The organism is Salinicoccus albus DSM 19776, assembly GCF_000385175.1.
Taxonomy (GTDB): Bacteria; Bacillota; Bacilli; order Staphylococcales; family Salinicoccaceae; genus Salinicoccus; species Salinicoccus albus.
In genome coordinates, this window is the sequence record NZ_ARQJ01000031.1 from 62,013 (window position 1) to 77,236 (window position 15,224).

Here is a 15,224-nt window from a genome sequence, read left to right on the forward strand (position 1 = left end):
TTCGCAATCGAGTACAAGAGAAACCATCCGCGGGTACTCGATCCTAAATCGAGTACAAGAGAAATCGTCCGCGTATACTCGATCCTAAATCGACTACAAGAGAAATCGTCCGCGGGTACTCGACCCTAAATCGACTACAAGAGAAAACATCCGCGTATACTCGATCCTAAATCGACTACAAGAGAAATCGTCCGCGTATACTCGATTCTAAATCGAGTACACGAAAAGTCACTTTGAACGACCGCTTCCCCCCATTTCCGGGAGATATTCATATTTTTTACCGCCAATCTTTGATAATAATCGCTATTCTCTGACTGCCTTCCAGATAATTGTCCATGTTTTTAAACATCCGAATCTTTTCCCTAACTTTTACATGCATTTTATCATATGTTCTGCCCATCACTTTCCTTGAATTCCATAATGGATAAGCGTAACATTACAGATAACAAATGTAAGCGCTTACTTATGTTTGACAGGAGGTGCTAAAAAGATTGAAAACATATGATTTGATTGTAATTGGCTCCGGTCCAGGCGGTTATGTTTCTGCTATCCGTGCAGCACAGCTCGGTAAATCAACGGCCATTGTTGAAAAGGCAAAGGTCGGCGGCGCATGTCTGAACGTTGGATGCGTCCCTTCCAAAGTCCTGCTTAAACACGGTGCCATGGTTCAGGAGATTAAAAAGGCAGGCAGCTTTGGCATTGACACCGGTGAGATAAACATTGATTATGCCCGTCTGACAGAACGCAAAACAGATGTTGTGCAAAAACTGACGGACGGCGTCGGCTATCTGCTGGATAAGAACAGCGTTGCATTATATGAAGGCAGTGCTGACGTTAAAGACAGTCATACGGTAGCAGTCAACGGCGAAAACATCAAAGCGGATAATATTCTTCTCGCCACCGGCAGCCGGCCGTTTATCCCCCCGATTAAAGGCTTGGAGTCATCGGCTTATGAAACGACAGATACCTTTTTCGAGCTGACTGAATTACCGAAGGAACTCGTCGTCATCGGCGGCGGTGTCATCGGTTCGGAAATCGCATCAGCGGCTGCCATGCTCGGCAGCAGCGTGACCATCATTGAAGCCGCAGCAGATATCCTGCTCACTGAGGAAGAAGAAGTGAGCGCCGCATTGAAAGACCACCTCGAAAGTCAGGGGGTTCACATTGTCACGCAGGCAGACATTAAAGAAGTACAGGATGGCAAAGTACTATCGACAGACGACACCTTCTCTTATGACACATTGCTTGTGGCCACAGGCAGAACCCCGAACACAGAAGCTGCAGCAAATCTCAATTTAAAGACAGGCCCGGACGATAAATCCATCGAGGTCGATGACTATTACGAAACCAGTGAACAGAATATCTATGCCATCGGCGACCTGATCGGCAGGTATCAGCTTGCCCACGCCGCCAGTGCGGAAGGCATTGCCGCTGTGGATGCCATGACAGGCAAAGGCAGACCGAAGTTGAATCAGACGGATATCCCGCGGTGTATATACACTGCACTGGAGGCCGCCTCAATCGGTTTATCTGAAGCGGAAGCTGAACAGGCCGGCTTCAATGTCAGTGTCTCCAGATCTCCGTTCTCAAGCAACAGTAAGGCGGCGGTAGACGGCGATGAAGGCGGATTCATCAAGATCATCAACGATAAACAGCACGGCGAGCTGCTCGGAGCGTTCATCGTCGGCAAAAATGCCACAGAGCTGATCGGCGAGGTCCTGGCAACTCAAGCATCGGAAGGCACAATGCATGAACTGTCCGACGTCGTGCAGCCCCATCCGTCTCAATCTGAAGCCATTGGTGAGAGCGCTGGTTTATTCTTTAACCAGGCGATTCATATATAACCCAAATTTAAAAGGAGGAAGCATTTATGGAGAAACAGGACGCACTGTGGATTTATGAAAAAATGAATGAAATCAGACAGTTTGAAGATGAAGTACACCATATTTTCAGCAAAGGGTCCATCCCCGGTTTTGTCCACCTGTATGCAGGTGAAGAAGCGGTGGCGACCGGTGTAATGTCACAGCTCGATGATGATGACTACATCACCAGTACCCACCGGGGGCATGGACATGCCATTGCCAAAGAATGTGATCTAAGATATATGATGGCAGAAATCATGGGTAAAAAAGACGGACTCGGCAAAGGGAAAGGCGGCTCGATGCATGTGGCTGATATAGATAAAGGCATGCTCGGTGCCAACGGTATCGTCGGCGGCGGTTTCGGACTGGCCACAGGAGCCGCGATATCCATCCGCAACCTGGGTAAAGAGAACGTTGCGGTATGTTTCTTCGGAGATGGCGGTGCCAATGAAGGTATCTTCCACGAAGCGCTGAACTTCGCTTCAATCCTGGATCTGCCTGTCGTATTCATCTGTGAAAACAACCAGTATGCAGAAGGTACAGCCCACAGGTACGCCAGTGCGACAGAAACGATCGCAGAAAGAGCTTCAGCCTACAGCATGCCGGGTGAATTTGTTGACGGCATTGACGTGGAAGACGTTTTTGATAAAACTAAAGCCGCCATTGAACGCGCTAAAAACGGTGAAGGCCCGACGCTCATAGAATGCAGCACATACCGCAATTACGGCCACTTCGAAGGAGATGAACAGAAATATAAATCATCGGATGATGTAAACGCCGGACGTGACTGCATCGAGGAATTCAAGAAAAAAGCGATGGAGAACGAATGGCTGACTGAAGAAGACGCACAAAGACTCGAAACAGACGCAAAACAAAAAGTCGAAGCGGCGGTAGAATTCGCTGAGAACAGCCCTGAGCCGGACATTGACTCACTGTACGAAGATGTCTTCGCATAACTATAAGGAGGGAATTATCAATGAGTGAAAACCGTAACATGACGTTTATGGGCGCCATTAATGAAGCAATAGACATGTCGATGGAAGCCGATGACAATGTCATCGTCATCGGTACAGACGTTTCCGGCGGTGCTGAAATCGAGCACCTGGAAGAAGAGAAAGAAGATTCATTCGGCGGCGTTTTTGGTGTCACACAGGGACTGGCCGCAAAGTACACAAGAAACCGGGTCATCGATACACCGATTGCTGAGCATGTCACGATCAGTTCGGCGGTCGGGGCAGCTGCAACCGGTCTCCGTCCGATTGCTGAAACCATGTTCAACGATTTCGTTGGATTCATGCTTGACCCTGTGCTAAACCAGGGCGCCAAGATGCGGTATATGTTCGGCGGTAAAGCGAAGATTCCCATGACCATGCGCACGATACACGGCGCCGGTGCTGGCGCAGCCGCCCAGCACTCACAGACCCTTTATGGCATGTTTGCTGCGATTCCTGGTGTCAAAGTCGTCGTACCATCAAATCCCAATGATGCGAAGGGTTTATTCCTCGCTGCCATGGCAGATGATAACCTCGTGGTATTCTCGGAAGACAAAACATTGTACGGGACTAAAGGTGAGGTGCCGGAAGGCCATTATACAGTAGAACTCGGCAAAGCCGGAATCGCCCGTGAAGGCGAGGATCTGACAATCGTCGGCATCGGTAAAATGGTACAGGTTGCCCAGGAGGTCGCTGAACAGCTGGAAACCTCCAACGTTTCCGTGGAAGTCATCGACCTGAGAACGGTATCGCCATGGGATGAAGAGACTGTGCTTGAATCCGTGAAGAAGACCGGAAGGCTCGTCGTAGTGGACGAAGCCAATCCTCACAATAACACCGCCACTGATGTGGCTTCCGTCATCGGCGATATCGGCTTTGATTATCTGGACGGACCCATCAAAACCGTCTGTGCACCGGATACTCCCGTACCATTCTCCGCCAACCTTGAACAGGCTTATATACCACACGCCGACAAAGTTATGGACGTTGCCAGTGAGTTAATTGAAGATCTCAAATCTGTAAAATCCTAGGAGGTGATGAATAATGGCTGAAAACATTGTGATGCCCAAACTGGGAATGACAATGAAAGAAGGTACAGTGGAAGAATGGCATAAAAGTGTAGGTGACACGGTGGAAGCAGGAGAAACCGTCGCCACCATCAGTTCTGAGAAGCTGTCCCAGGATGTTGAATCTCCCGGTGCCGGGGAACTGTTGGAAATAAAAGTCGATGCAGGGGACTCCATAGAAGTCAAAGGCATTATGGGGGTGATTGGTGAAGCGGGAGAATCAACGGTTGAGGCAGGCTCAGCTGAAGATGAAGGAGAGGCCGAAACCCCTGAAACCGCCGGCAAAGATGAGCCTGCGGAAACACCTGCTGAAGCACCGCAAACTCAGAACGCAGACAAAAGGCCTGCCGGCTCAGCACAAGCAGACGTCCGTATTTTCATCTCTCCTCTGGCAAGAAGGATGGCTGCAGAACATGACCTGCCGATTGAACAGATTGAAGGCACAGGCGGCAATGGCAGAATCACCAGACTCGATATCAACAGAGTCCTGGCGGGCGGCCTGGATAAAGCAGCCGCTGCCGGTGAAACAGCCGAAGCGGCTGGTACCACACCACAGGCGGCGGACGTCGGAGAAGGACTGAATCCGATGCGCAAAACCATCGCCAGAAATATGCGCGCCAGCCTCGACAATACCGCTCAGCTGACCCTCCACCGTAAGGCTGAAATCGATCAGCTGATCGACTTCCAGAAGAAACTTCGGACGGAAGCAGAACAGAGCAGCATTGATGTCAAACTGTCACTGACCGTGCTGATAGCCAAAGCAACGGTGCTAGCACTGCAGGATTATAAGAAGATGAACTCAAGGTATGAAAACGGCGAACTGACAGAATATGATGCAGTCCACCTGGGAATCGCCACAGCACTTGACGAAGGACTGGTTGTGCCGGTCGTGAAGCACGCCGAGCAGAAATCCATCGGCGCACTCGCTGAAGAAATCAGAGACCTGTCCGCCCAGGCACGTCACGGTGAAGCTTCTCAGGAAACCTTATCAGGTTCGACCTTCTCCATCTCCAACATGGGTGGCAGCGGGGTTGAATACTTCACTCCAATTCTGAATACGGCCGAATCAGGCATACTCGGTGTCGGCGCATTCCAAAAAGAACTCGCCATGGTCAATGATGAGGTCACTGAAATTACAAAAATCCCGTTCAGCCTCACATTCGATCACCAGATATTGGATGGTGCAGCAGCAGGAGAATTTCTGACGATCCTTGTCAGATATATCGAAAACCCATATCTGCTGGTCCTTTAAAAGTATCTGAGATAGCCCAGTGCGGGCTATCTTTTTTATCGAATAAATAAATCCTGATGTTTTGAATGAGTGGTGCGAATGCCAGCGCTCACCAGCGCGGGCACTCGGAATCCAAACGAATGCCAGCGCTCACCGGCGCGGGCACTCGGAATTTGAACGAATGCCAGCGCTCACCAGCGCGGGCATTCGCAGCCTTTCGCGCCGATGCTGCATTCATCGCAATCTCAAACACAGAGGACCGCCCCCGGCGCCGGGGCGGTTCTCTGACTCAAATCATACTACGCCGCACGCTTCAATTTGTTCGCAACCAGCTCCAGCAGCACTGCGACGATCAGAATCATATACGTGATCATGCCGACTTCGTTCATATCGTAATAGAACGTACTGGACATGAACAGTTCATAACCGATACCGCCCGCGCCTGCGGCTGCGCCCATGGCGACCGCAACGCCGAAGTTGATTTCAAAACGCAGGAATGTCCAGGCGATCAGATATGATTTTGTCTGAGGCACAACGACCTGGAACAGGATATGAAAGTAGCTTGATCCAGTGGCGCGCAGTGCCTCAATCTTGCCTTCGTCGATTTCTTCGAATGCTTCTGAATAGGCTTTGACCAGATACGCGATCGAGTGGAAGAGCATCCCAATGACGGCGGCGACTGCGCCCAAACCGGCTGCGATGGCAAATATGAGCACCCACAGTACCGTAGGCACAGCCCGGATGATGGTGATAAATCCTTTGATCAGGGTGCTGAGCCATGGTTTGGACAGGTTCACGGCTGTGCCGAATGCCAGAAATATGGAAATCACGGCCCCCAGAATCGTGGACAAAAATGCCAGGCACAGCGTGATCAGCACCTGCATGACTGCGTTGTTAAGCGTTGTATTATTCAGCTGCGGTTCCAGGAACATGATCCGCAGATTGTCCACTGTATCTGCAATGGCGCTCCACAGCTGCAGCCCGCCATAATCAAGCAGGAAGAATCCGACAATGGTAAAAATGAATGTACAGATGAGCAGTGCCCGAAATCGCCGCTGTCCTTTGTTCGGCCGGCTGATTTTAATCTGCCCTTTACTGTTGCGATCAACATAATCCATCATTATAGGATCTCCCTTCTGATCAGATTGGAAATGCTTTCGATGATAAGCACTGCAATGACAATCGCCAGTGTAATGAGTGAGACCATTTCATAGTCCAGCTGTTTATAATAAAGATCGAACAGATATCCAATACCAGTGCCTGTCAGCAGGCCGACGAGGGTGGCACTTCTAATGTTGGTTTCAATCATGAAGAGCACCCAGCTGAACATCTGTGGCATACTTTCCGGTATCACAGCTTTTGAAATCATCTGCGGGTAAGTGGCACCGGTCGCTTTCAGCGCCTCGATGGAATCACTGGATGCTTCATCGATCGTTTCGATAAATGCCCGCACCAAAAACCCGAATGTCGAAAAGAATAAAGCCAGAAAGCCTGTCGCCGCATTCGTCCCGAAGCTGATGACCAGGATAAGCGCCCATGCAACGACCGGTATGTTACGGCTGATGGAAGCCGCAAGTTTGGCAATCCACATCAGCACCCCGCTGACTGACGTCTGCTTTGAACCCATGATGGCAAAAAACAGTGCAAAAAGTGCGGCAGTTGTCGTGGAAACTACGGAAAGCAGCACTGTTTCCCACAACACACGAAGAACATTCGGCAGATTTGCCAGGGTCGAGCTGCTGAAAAGCATGTTGCCAAACAGCCACTGGATGGCCGCCGGAACGCTCAACACACCGTCGATATGATTGTAATCGGTAACCTCCCCTGCTGTATATATCAGTGCTATGAGGATGACCGCACCGAAAATCAGCTTGAGATGTTTTTTGCGGATGATATCGATATCCTTGACATGCTGTACATTTGATTTTCCCATTCAATATTCACCTATTCCACGATTAATTCGTCAATTTTCGAACCATATATGCGGCTGACAACTTCAGTCTGGACCTCTTCCGGTGAATCGTTGTAGACCACCGTGCCGTCATTCAGCCCGATGATACGGTCGGCGTATCTCTTCGCCACATCCAGCTGGTGCAGGTTCACGATGATTGTTATGCCGCGCTCGATGGAAATCCGTTTTAGATATTCCATGATGATGCGGGATGAATTGGGGTCGAGTGAGGCAATCGGTTCATCACACAGAATGATCTTAGGATCCTGGATAAGCGCCCGCGCAATACCGACCCGCTGCTTCTGGCCGCCGCTCAATTCATCACACCGCTGATACACCTGTTCCCTGATGCCGAGCTCGGAGATAATGTCCAGTGCCCGCTGTTTCTCCGCTTCGGAATAGAGCGACAAAATCCCCTGTATACTGTTCTTATATCCAAGGCGTCCATGCAGCACATTCTCAAACACACTCAGCCGGTCCACAAGATTATAATGCTGGAAAATCATGCCGATATCCGTGCGCATCTGACGCAGTTTCTTTCCTTTCATCGACAGCGTCTCCCTGCCGTTGAACGTGATTGAGCCGCTGTTTGGTTCAATCATGCGGTTAATCACCCGGAGCAGCGTCGATTTGCCGGCACCGGACGGCCCGATAATTGCCAGCATCTCCCCTTCCTTAATATCAAACGAAATATCCTTCAGCACTTTCTTCGTGCCGGAATATGATTTATCCACATTTTCCAGCGCCATCACATCCGGTGCATCTGCCAGCCGGTGCGTTTTTGCTTCTGCCTGATTTTCTGGAAAAGGGAAAACCACCTGGTCTGTCTGCTTGCCTTCAGCCTGCTTGGATTTGTCATTCGTTATTACAGTCATAAAATGCCCTCCATAATTGAAGGCAGGGGGGTGTGACCCCCTCCCTGCCCAAAATGAATCTCGTTTAATTTCCAAGTTCCCTGATCGGATCAAACCATGAATCTTCGACAACCACAAACTGTTCGTCGCCCGTTTTCTCAAACAAGCCGCCCTGTTCTGAATCTTCCGGGACGAAAATATTTTCGTTGTTTGCGACTTCTTCGGACGTCATCGCATCCTGGATTGTGGAAATTTCCTCTTCACTCAATGTATCACTGTTTGCCGCGAATGGGGCATTGAGTACCGGGGTCACGTCAAGCAGTCCGAACTGTTCCCCTGCGAACTCTTCAAACGGTGCGGCTGCGCCTTCAGACACTTCATAGATGGCCCCCGGCGTATTTGCTTCCCCTTCGGCCACTTCCACGTAGTTATCGACACAAGTATCACAAAATGCTGCGATGTCCGCTCTGCCATTCAGCAGATTCACTGCCGAGCCCTGGTGGGAGTTGCCGAACATCACTTCGTTGAATAAAGTACCGCTCTCTGCAATCTGATCGGCTGTCAGATCGGAATACGCTTCCTGTTCACTGAAATGTCCCTGCAGCGTGGACGCTGGCACTCTGAAACCGGATGTGGATGATGCAGATACGAACGAGAAGTCTTTACCTTCGAAATTATCAAGTACGTATTCACCATCTTCGCCTTCATACTGTTCCATGTTCTCCGGAAGCGCCGCAAACCAGCTGTAGTAGATCGCGTCTTCCTCAGTGCCGCTTTCACCTGACGGCACAACAAGCGGAACGACGGCATCGTTACGATCCTTAGCCTGTATGTAGCCTTCAGCACCCATAAATGCCAGATCCGCATTGTCATTGACGATACTCTCGATAGCGATTGAATAATCCGTCGTCAGCTCATGTTCAACTTCCCTGCCGGTCGCCTCTTCAAGAACTGTACCGATCTCATCCCGTGCATCCGCCAGCTCATTTCCGGATTCATTCGGATACCATACCACGTTCAGCGGTTCATCGCTGGACGATTCACCGTCTGCACTCGCACTTTCCTCTCCACCGCCTGAATCGTTACCGCACGCCGATAGCACCAACGTCAATGAAGCAAGTCCAAACAACCATTTTTTCATTTTCATTTACACTCCTTGGATCATTTTATTCCCCGTTTAATTAAATCCGATTCCGGTATTCGAGTAAATGTAATTTACCGATACTTTACATAATTCGTTAAAACTTAAACAAATGGATGATCTTTTAACATACGCTTCTCTATGCCAATGCTGGCCTTTGCGCCGAAATCCCCATGATAATCGCTGCCGCCGGTGGTAAAAAGCCCGTACCGTTCACACAGGGCCGTCACCTTTCTAAAGTCCGCCGGCGTATGATCCGGATGGATGATTTCAATGCCGTCAAGACCCGCCGCAATCACCTCGGTGATCAAGTCATAGGAGTTCAGCTGGCCGGGATGTGCAATCACGGCATAGCCGCCATCTGCCCGGATGGCGCGCACGGCCTCAAATACATCCGCATAAACGATATCGCCGGCCGCCGGTCCGTCACCCTTAAACAGCCGCCGGTACAACGTCTGATAGTGCTCCGAGGTGAAATGCGCCGCTGTAATATCAGCCATGATGTGCTGCTTGTAGATTGTCTGACCCGGCTCCAGGCGGGAGGCAATCCTGCTGGCATCGACATCGACCCCTTCATGCTTCAACTGTTCAATTTGCCGGAGTGAATGGGCGTGACGGCGCTCGAGCAAAGGATCTGTCACTTGTCTAATATTGGGGGCTGCCAGATCGTAATCATAGCCGAGCACATGGACTTTGCGGTCTCTGCTGAAGTCATAGGCTGAAATCTCAACACCCGGAATCAATCTGATGCCCGCGGCATGGGCAGTTTCACGTGCCCTTGGGTAAGTCGCCGTGAAATCATGATCCACGAAACTTAACACATCGACATTGCGTGCTTTCGCTTTTTCGATCACGGTGCCGATCGAATCCGAACCATCGGAAAATGCGCTGTGGACATGAAGGTCGATATTGCCCATTCAGATCACCTGCTGCGCTTTTTCATTCATATCATACACGTGGTCGCACAAGCCTTCCATGAAATCCAGGTCATGGAAGATGCCGATCAGCGTCGTGCCGTTGGCTTTTAATTTACTGATAGCTTCACGGACTTTTAGCTTCGAATCATAATCGAGGGATGCTGTCGGTTCGTCGAGTAATAAAAGCCTCGGTGCCTTGACAGTGGCGCGGGCAATATTCAGCCGCAGTTTTTCGCCGCCGCTGAATGTATTCGGATAGTTGTTCCATAATGATTCCGGTATATCATAGTGCCGCAATGCATCCTTGGCCTTGTCCAGCGCAATTTCCTGAGGTTCGCCCATTTCAAGCAGAGACTGCGTCACCAGTTCCAGACTCGTCGTGCGGGGCATCACTTTAAGAAATTGGGAAACATAGCCGATCTCCGTCCGGCGCAGCCTGATCAGATCGTAATCGCTGATATCAAGTATATTGACCGTTCCATGTTCCTGGGAGTCATACATGATCGCCCCTGCGTCTGGTTTATAAGTGCCGTAAATACTTTTTAGGATTGTGGATTTGCCGCTGCCGCTTTTGCCGACAATACCGAGGAAACCGCCTTTGTCGACATGGAGGCTGACTCCACCGATGGCAGTGCGTGTCTGTTTGAGATGATGAATGGTAAAGGACTTTGATATGTTTTGTACACTTAACATTTTCACACCTCCTGATTGAGACGGTAATGGTATTGAGCGATGACCGCACCGTCGACAATGCATTCTGTAATAACAGGGAATCCATCATTCAACTGGATGACATTAATATCCGCTTTCTTGCCCGGCGTAATCGAACCGATTTCGTCATCCATCTTTACCGCCCTGGCCGGGTTAAGCGTGATCAGTTTCATCACATCTTCAAGCGCATAGCCAGACTCAGTATGCATTTTGAATATGGAATGCAGCATCGCCGCCGGATAATAATCGCTGCATAATATGGATATGCAGCCTTCACGGATCGCCCCTGCGGCGTTCAGGTTGCCGGAATGCGAACCGCCGAGCATAATATTCGGCGCGCCGGCCAGCGTATGCTGGCCTTTGGCATGGGCGTACTTGGCCACATCAATCGTGATCGGGAATTCACTGATGGTCGTGCCGAGCGAGGTGTTAAAATCGATTCTCTCAGTGAAATCGTCGTCATGGGAAGCAACCGCAATATCCCGTTCCTCAGCAAGTGCCGTCAGATGCTGCATATCGTCCAGGCTCAGACGCTCGTATTCCTTTTTCTCAGCGATCACTGTGTCAATGTCGCCATCCGTCAGTGACTGATATCCTTTCATCGTATCCTTATATACTGAAAGATTCCGGTACTGCCCCTGTCCCGGTGTGTGATCCATGAAACTGAGCAGATGGATGTCACCGGCCTTCAGATGGTTACGGATAGAGTCGAGCTGTTCCACTGCATCCAGTTCGAAACGGGCATGCAGTCGATGCCGGATCAGGTGCGCTTCATTATGCGTCCGTGCAATCGCATTGATGAGCGCTTCCACATTCGCTGGATCCCGGATCGGCTTGTGCCCGAACATATCCTTCCGATAGATGGATAATGAATGGAACATCGTCGTGATACCGTGGGCGCTCAGTATCCGCTCGGATTCCCGGATGCCGAGCGATACGTCCATGAGCGACGTCGGCCTCGGGGCAACAATACCTTCGATATAGTCGGAATGAATATCGATGAACCCCGGGCTGACGTACCCGCCCTTCGCATCGATGATCTGATCGGCATCTGCCAGATGACCGTTCATTTCACGCATCGGGATGATGTCCCGGATATACTGGCCGTCTATAATGACGGCTGCATTGCTGAGTACTGCCTGCGCTGTGATGACATTGCCGTTTATGATTACTTTCAATGTGTGTGCCTCCCTCTTAAAGGATTGAATATACCAGCTGCTGAGTGTAGTGATGCTTTGGATCTTCCAGTATCTGATCGGTAATGCCCGCTTCTGCTACTGAGCCGTTCAGCATCACCATGGTACGATCGCACAGCATCCTGATGATGGCGAGGTCGTGCGAGACCACAATCATGCTGATGCCGAGCTCCCGCTGAATTTCTTTGATCAGTTCCAGGACGTCCGCCTGGACGGAAACATCGAGCCCCGTGGTCACTTCATCAAGCAGGAGAATCGGCGGATAATTAGATAATGCCTTGGCGATCTGTACCCGCTGCTGCATGCCGCCCGAGAAATTTTCCGGCGGTTCGAATTTACGGTCCAGCGGGATGTTGACCTTATCCAGAAAATGGTCACCGGCAGCGGTCATTTCCCCCACATTTCTGGAGCCTGCTGCGATGAGTTTTTCTGCGATGTTACTCATGGATGAAAAATCCATTTTGAGACCATAGACCGGGTTCTGGTAGACCATGCCGAGGATTTCGTTTTGAATCTCCCGCCGGTGCTGACTGGACAGTGTGAAAACATTGGGCACACCCTCCGCATAGCCGGTGATGTAATATTCACCTGCAGAGCGTTCCTGGTCGAAATAAAGCATTTTCATCAGCGTGCTTTTGCCGCTGCCGCTTTCGCCGACGATGCCGAGAATCTCTCCCTTGTAGAGATCGAACGAGACATCATCTACAGCGAAAACCGTGCGGCAATACGGGCAAATATTATTATTGAGTGGATTATTTTCATTGCGGCAGTAGTTACACCGGTCGCCGTAGAATTTTCCGGCGCCTCTGACGCTCAGCGCAATATTATCGTGTGTACTCATTTGACTGAGCCCTCCCTGTTCATCGCTTCCTGCATGTAGCTGGTATCGTTGGTCTGATAATAGGTTTCACCCGTTTCTTCATCGATCAGTTCATCCATGTAGACGCCGGTGAGACCGGACTGCCGGCAGATGACATCATCGAACGATTCAACTTCGAACGGGTAGTCCTCAAAAGCCAGAGACTTGACCTTCGTGTATGGCGGAAGTGCGCAGATCTTCTTCTCACGGCCCGCGCCGAGCAAAATGAGCCCGTCGTTGTTGTCCATTTTCGGATTGTCGAATCTCGGAATCGGGCTTGGCGCCATGACGTACCGGCCTTCCACCAGCACCGGATAGTCGGCGTCTTCAGTAATCGAATCATAATTCATGATCTGTTCGAACAGCCGGAGCCACGCGCCGCTGTATTCCTTATCCGCATGGAGCATCTTCGTCACGCGTTCCTGCGGTTCTACGGGCCGCAGGGGCTCCGGCATCGGCACCTGCAGCACCAGGATCTGGTACGGTTTGAGCGGCACTTCCGGAATGCGGTGCCGGGACTGTATGAGGGTCGCCGCATCGGTATGGATCGTATCCGGCACCCCGGTCGTATCCTGAATGAGCTTGCGGATGTTGACTGCGTTGACCGATTCATCCGAGCCCTGGTCGATGACTTTGACAGTATCGCTCTGACCGGCCAGTGACAGTGTCAGCTGCAGTCCGCCAGTCCCCCAGCCGCGGGCGATAGGCAGCTCCCTTGAGGCGAATGGCACCTGATAGCCGGGGATGGCGATCGCTTTTAACGTTTTTCTTCTGATTTCTTTTTTGGAGTTTTCGTCAAGGAATGCATAGTTCTGTCTCATGATTCCGTCCCCCCTTTCGTCTTTCGGATGCGGTCGAGCACCGATTGAAATGTCACGTAATGCGGCAGTTTCAAATGCGATATGAAGCCTGTGGACTCGACGGAATCCACATGAAGCAATACGAATTCATCGTCGCCGGTCGCCACTCCCGGCACCGGGTGGCTCAGACTATAATCCAGTACGCTCATCGCGATCGCCTTCGTTTCGTTCTGACCGAACACAAGTCCGCAGCCAATCTTGAATTCCATCTCCTTTGACTGCTCCGCTGCATCCCCATCTGCCGGCATGAAGGCATCCACTTCCGTCAGTTCAACATCACCGATGAAATATCCCTCCCCGTCGCCAAACGGGTCGATATGGACCGGCTGCTGACCGACACGCACTTCACCGATGTTCGGATGCGAAGAATAGCCGTAGCCGCGGATTTCTGCATAGCCGAGGGAAGTCACTGCCCCAGTCTGGCCGCGTGTCAGGGATTGCAGTCTTTCACTTCTGGAGCTTGGGAATTCGATCGTTTGCTTCGTGATATCATCCGGTGTCTCATTATCCTCCGGTACTTTATTGAGCAGGCCCTCTGACGCCAGGTAATCGATGACTTTTGGCAGACGGCTAAGCGAATAGCCGTAGCTGTCCGCGTCCGTCATCTCAAAGGACGCTTCGCTGTAAGTCATGGTGTCATCGAGCAGACGGTGCGTGAAATCCGGCGAGGCGCCAAGGATCTGGCCGCCGGGAATATCCTTGAAACTGGCCGATACCCTGCGTTCAACAAACATTTCCCGCGTGTTCGTCACGGTTGAATAGTATAATCTCGGCAGTGTGGAACGGTGCGCTCTGAGCAGGAACACCGCTTCTTCCATGTTGCCTTCCGACTGTTTGACTGCCAGCGCGGCCAGATCCCTGTCGTACAGGCTTGCTTCGGACATGATCTGGTTGATCATCTGGGCCATGCCCGCTTTAATCTGTGAGATTTCCATTTCAAGCGCTTCGACGCGGTTTTTATTTTTATACATTTCAACAGAAGCCGAGATCGCTTTCGTACCGCCTTTGACTGCAACATATCCCATCTACTTCACCTCCACTTTCGTCGTCCGCGGGATGACACACAGCTGATTGTCCTGATCGGCGATGATCAGATCGATGCCCAGCGGAAATTCCAGACATTTTTCACTTCTCAGTGCCATCCATCCGGCGTCGATCGTCATTTCAAGTGTATTGATATCCTTGATGCCCGGTCCCCGGAGCGCATACTTCTGTCCTTCACCAATCGACGGGACTTCTATGATCAGCGTCGTCGACTGCTCCGGGGAACCCAATGTGCCGACAGCTGCTTCATGAAAAATCTTTTCAGTAAGCTCGCCTGCCTTGACGACCACGAATTCTGCATCCAGATTTTCAGTGCAGTGCGCACCGGTCAACGTACTGAATTCCTCTGCATCCTGTTTCAGCGATGTGCTGAACGACACTTCATTGTCGAATAAAGTCAGCACTGTCGCCAGCGTGCTGTCAGAAAATGTGGAATAATTGGAGGTGTCAAACCCTGAAATCCTGATCTCGCCCGGCCGGCTGTACAAATCCACCAGTTCCCGGTAATGCTGCTGCGTCATATGCACCATTGTCTGCAT

At 50.9% G+C, this 15,224-nt stretch carries 15 protein-coding genes; 4 read left to right on the forward strand and 11 right to left on the reverse strand.

What is annotated here, in order from left to right; all coding sequences use genetic code 11:
- Positions 1–491 precede the first annotated feature (491 nt).
- Genes lpdA through G343_RS0110715 form a run of 4 tightly spaced genes read left to right on the forward strand, consistent with a single transcriptional unit; the run spans position 492 to position 5,173 of the window.
- The gene (gene lpdA / locus G343_RS0110700; RefSeq protein ID WP_020008144.1) at positions 492–1,844 is read left to right on the forward strand and encodes a dihydrolipoyl dehydrogenase; all 1,353 of its coding nucleotides are present in this window, start codon (positions 492–494) and stop codon (positions 1,842–1,844) included.
- Between the two features lie 26 nt (positions 1,845–1,870).
- A complete protein-coding gene (locus G343_RS0110705; protein ID WP_020008145.1) occupies positions 1,871–2,818 on the forward strand; it encodes a thiamine pyrophosphate-dependent dehydrogenase E1 component subunit alpha in 948 nt (315 codons plus the stop codon).
- Positions 2,819–2,838: 20 nt separating this feature from the next.
- The gene (locus G343_RS0110710) at positions 2,839–3,885 is read left to right on the forward strand and encodes an alpha-ketoacid dehydrogenase subunit beta (protein ID WP_020008146.1); all 1,047 of its coding nucleotides are present in this window, start codon (positions 2,839–2,841) and stop codon (positions 3,883–3,885) included.
- A gap of 13 nt (positions 3,886–3,898) precedes the next feature.
- Entirely contained in the window at positions 3,899–5,173 is a 1,275-nt protein-coding gene (locus G343_RS0110715; protein WP_020008147.1) for a dihydrolipoamide acetyltransferase family protein, read from the forward strand.
- A gap of 278 nt (positions 5,174–5,451) precedes the next feature.
- On the opposite strand, the gene G343_RS0110720 is transcribed toward G343_RS0110715, so the two are convergent.
- The 11 genes from G343_RS0110720 to phnH form a co-directional block, all read right to left on the reverse strand.
- Complete coding sequence (locus tag G343_RS0110720; protein ID WP_020008148.1) at positions 5,452–6,273, reverse strand: PhnE/PtxC family ABC transporter permease; 822 nt, start codon at positions 6,271–6,273, stop codon at positions 5,452–5,454.
- Positions 6,273–7,085: a PhnE/PtxC family ABC transporter permease gene (locus G343_RS0110725; RefSeq protein ID WP_020008149.1), complete on the reverse strand. Its 813-nt coding sequence runs from the start codon at positions 7,083–7,085 to the stop codon at positions 6,273–6,275. The genes G343_RS0110720 and G343_RS0110725 overlap by 1 nt, the downstream gene beginning before the upstream one ends.
- 11 nt (positions 7,086–7,096) lie before the next feature.
- On the reverse strand, positions 7,097–7,978 hold the full coding sequence (phnC, locus tag G343_RS0110730; RefSeq protein ID WP_020008150.1) for a phosphonate ABC transporter ATP-binding protein: 882 nt from the start codon (positions 7,976–7,978) through the stop codon (positions 7,097–7,099).
- 64 nt (positions 7,979–8,042) lie between these two features.
- The gene (locus tag G343_RS0110735) at positions 8,043–9,104 is read right to left on the reverse strand and encodes a PhnD/SsuA/transferrin family substrate-binding protein (RefSeq protein ID WP_020008151.1); all 1,062 of its coding nucleotides are present in this window, start codon (positions 9,102–9,104) and stop codon (positions 8,043–8,045) included.
- 98 nt (positions 9,105–9,202) lie between these two features.
- Entirely contained in the window at positions 9,203–10,015 is an 813-nt protein-coding gene (locus G343_RS0110740) for a PHP domain-containing protein (protein ID WP_020008152.1), read from the reverse strand.
- Positions 10,016–10,708 (reverse strand): phosphonate C-P lyase system protein PhnL, encoded by a 693-nt coding sequence (locus G343_RS0110745; protein WP_020008153.1) that lies wholly within the window; start codon positions 10,706–10,708, stop codon positions 10,016–10,018. It abuts the gene before it with no gap.
- 2 nt (positions 10,709–10,710) lie between these two features.
- Entirely contained in the window at positions 10,711–11,904 is a 1,194-nt protein-coding gene (locus G343_RS0110750) for an alpha-D-ribose 1-methylphosphonate 5-triphosphate diphosphatase (protein WP_020008154.1), read from the reverse strand.
- A 16-nt stretch (positions 11,905–11,920) separates the two neighbouring features.
- Entirely contained in the window at positions 11,921–12,763 is an 843-nt protein-coding gene (locus G343_RS0110755) for an ATP-binding cassette domain-containing protein (RefSeq protein ID WP_020008155.1), read from the reverse strand.
- Positions 12,760–13,602 (reverse strand): alpha-D-ribose 1-methylphosphonate 5-phosphate C-P-lyase PhnJ, encoded by an 843-nt coding sequence (locus G343_RS0110760; protein WP_020008156.1) that lies wholly within the window; start codon positions 13,600–13,602, stop codon positions 12,760–12,762. The genes G343_RS0110755 and G343_RS0110760 overlap by 4 nt, the downstream gene beginning before the upstream one ends.
- Positions 13,599–14,666, reverse strand: coding sequence for a carbon-phosphorus lyase complex subunit PhnI (locus G343_RS0110765; RefSeq protein ID WP_020008157.1), 1,068 nt, complete (start codon positions 14,664–14,666; stop codon positions 13,599–13,601). Before G343_RS0110765 ends, G343_RS0110760 begins: the two co-directional genes overlap by 4 nt.
- Entirely contained in the window at positions 14,667–15,224 is a 558-nt protein-coding gene (phnH, locus tag G343_RS0110770) for a phosphonate C-P lyase system protein PhnH (RefSeq protein WP_020008158.1), read from the reverse strand. It abuts the gene before it with no gap.

What these genes read in the sequence shown, in the direction of transcription:
- G343_RS0110705 (WP_020008145.1), top strand. Translation starts at nt 1,871, where the DNA reads ATGGAGAAACAGGACGCACTGTGGATTTATGAAAAAATGAATGAAATC.
- G343_RS0110710 (WP_020008146.1), top strand. Translation starts at nt 2,839, where the DNA reads ATGAGTGAAAACCGTAACATGACGTTTATGGGCGCCATTAATGAAGCA.
- G343_RS0110715 (WP_020008147.1), top strand. Translation starts at nt 3,899, where the DNA reads ATGGCTGAAAACATTGTGATGCCCAAACTGGGAATGACAATGAAAGAA.
- G343_RS0110720 (WP_020008148.1), bottom strand. Translation starts at nt 6,273, where the DNA reads ATGATGGATTATGTTGATCGCAACAGTAAAGGGCAGATTAAAATCAGC.
- G343_RS0110725 (WP_020008149.1), bottom strand. Translation starts at nt 7,085, where the DNA reads ATGGGAAAATCAAATGTACAGCATGTCAAGGATATCGATATCATCCGC.
- phnC (WP_020008150.1), bottom strand. Translation starts at nt 7,978, where the DNA reads ATGACTGTAATAACGAATGACAAATCCAAGCAGGCTGAAGGCAAGCAG.
- G343_RS0110735 (WP_020008151.1), bottom strand. Translation starts at nt 9,104, where the DNA reads ATGAAAATGAAAAAATGGTTGTTTGGACTTGCTTCATTGACGTTGGTG.
- G343_RS0110740 (WP_020008152.1), bottom strand. Translation starts at nt 10,015, where the DNA reads ATGGGCAATATCGACCTTCATGTCCACAGCGCATTTTCCGATGGTTCG.
- G343_RS0110745 (WP_020008153.1), bottom strand. Translation starts at nt 10,708, where the DNA reads ATGTTAAGTGTACAAAACATATCAAAGTCCTTTACCATTCATCATCTC.
- G343_RS0110755 (WP_020008155.1), bottom strand. Translation starts at nt 12,763, where the DNA reads ATGAGTACACACGATAATATTGCGCTGAGCGTCAGAGGCGCCGGAAAA.
- G343_RS0110760 (WP_020008156.1), bottom strand. Translation starts at nt 13,602, where the DNA reads ATGAGACAGAACTATGCATTCCTTGACGAAAACTCCAAAAAAGAAATC.
- G343_RS0110765 (WP_020008157.1), bottom strand. Translation starts at nt 14,666, where the DNA reads ATGGGATATGTTGCAGTCAAAGGCGGTACGAAAGCGATCTCGGCTTCT.
- phnH (WP_020008158.1), bottom strand. Translation starts at nt 15,224, where the DNA reads ATGCAGACAATGGTGCATATGACGCAGCAGCATTACCGGGAACTGGTG.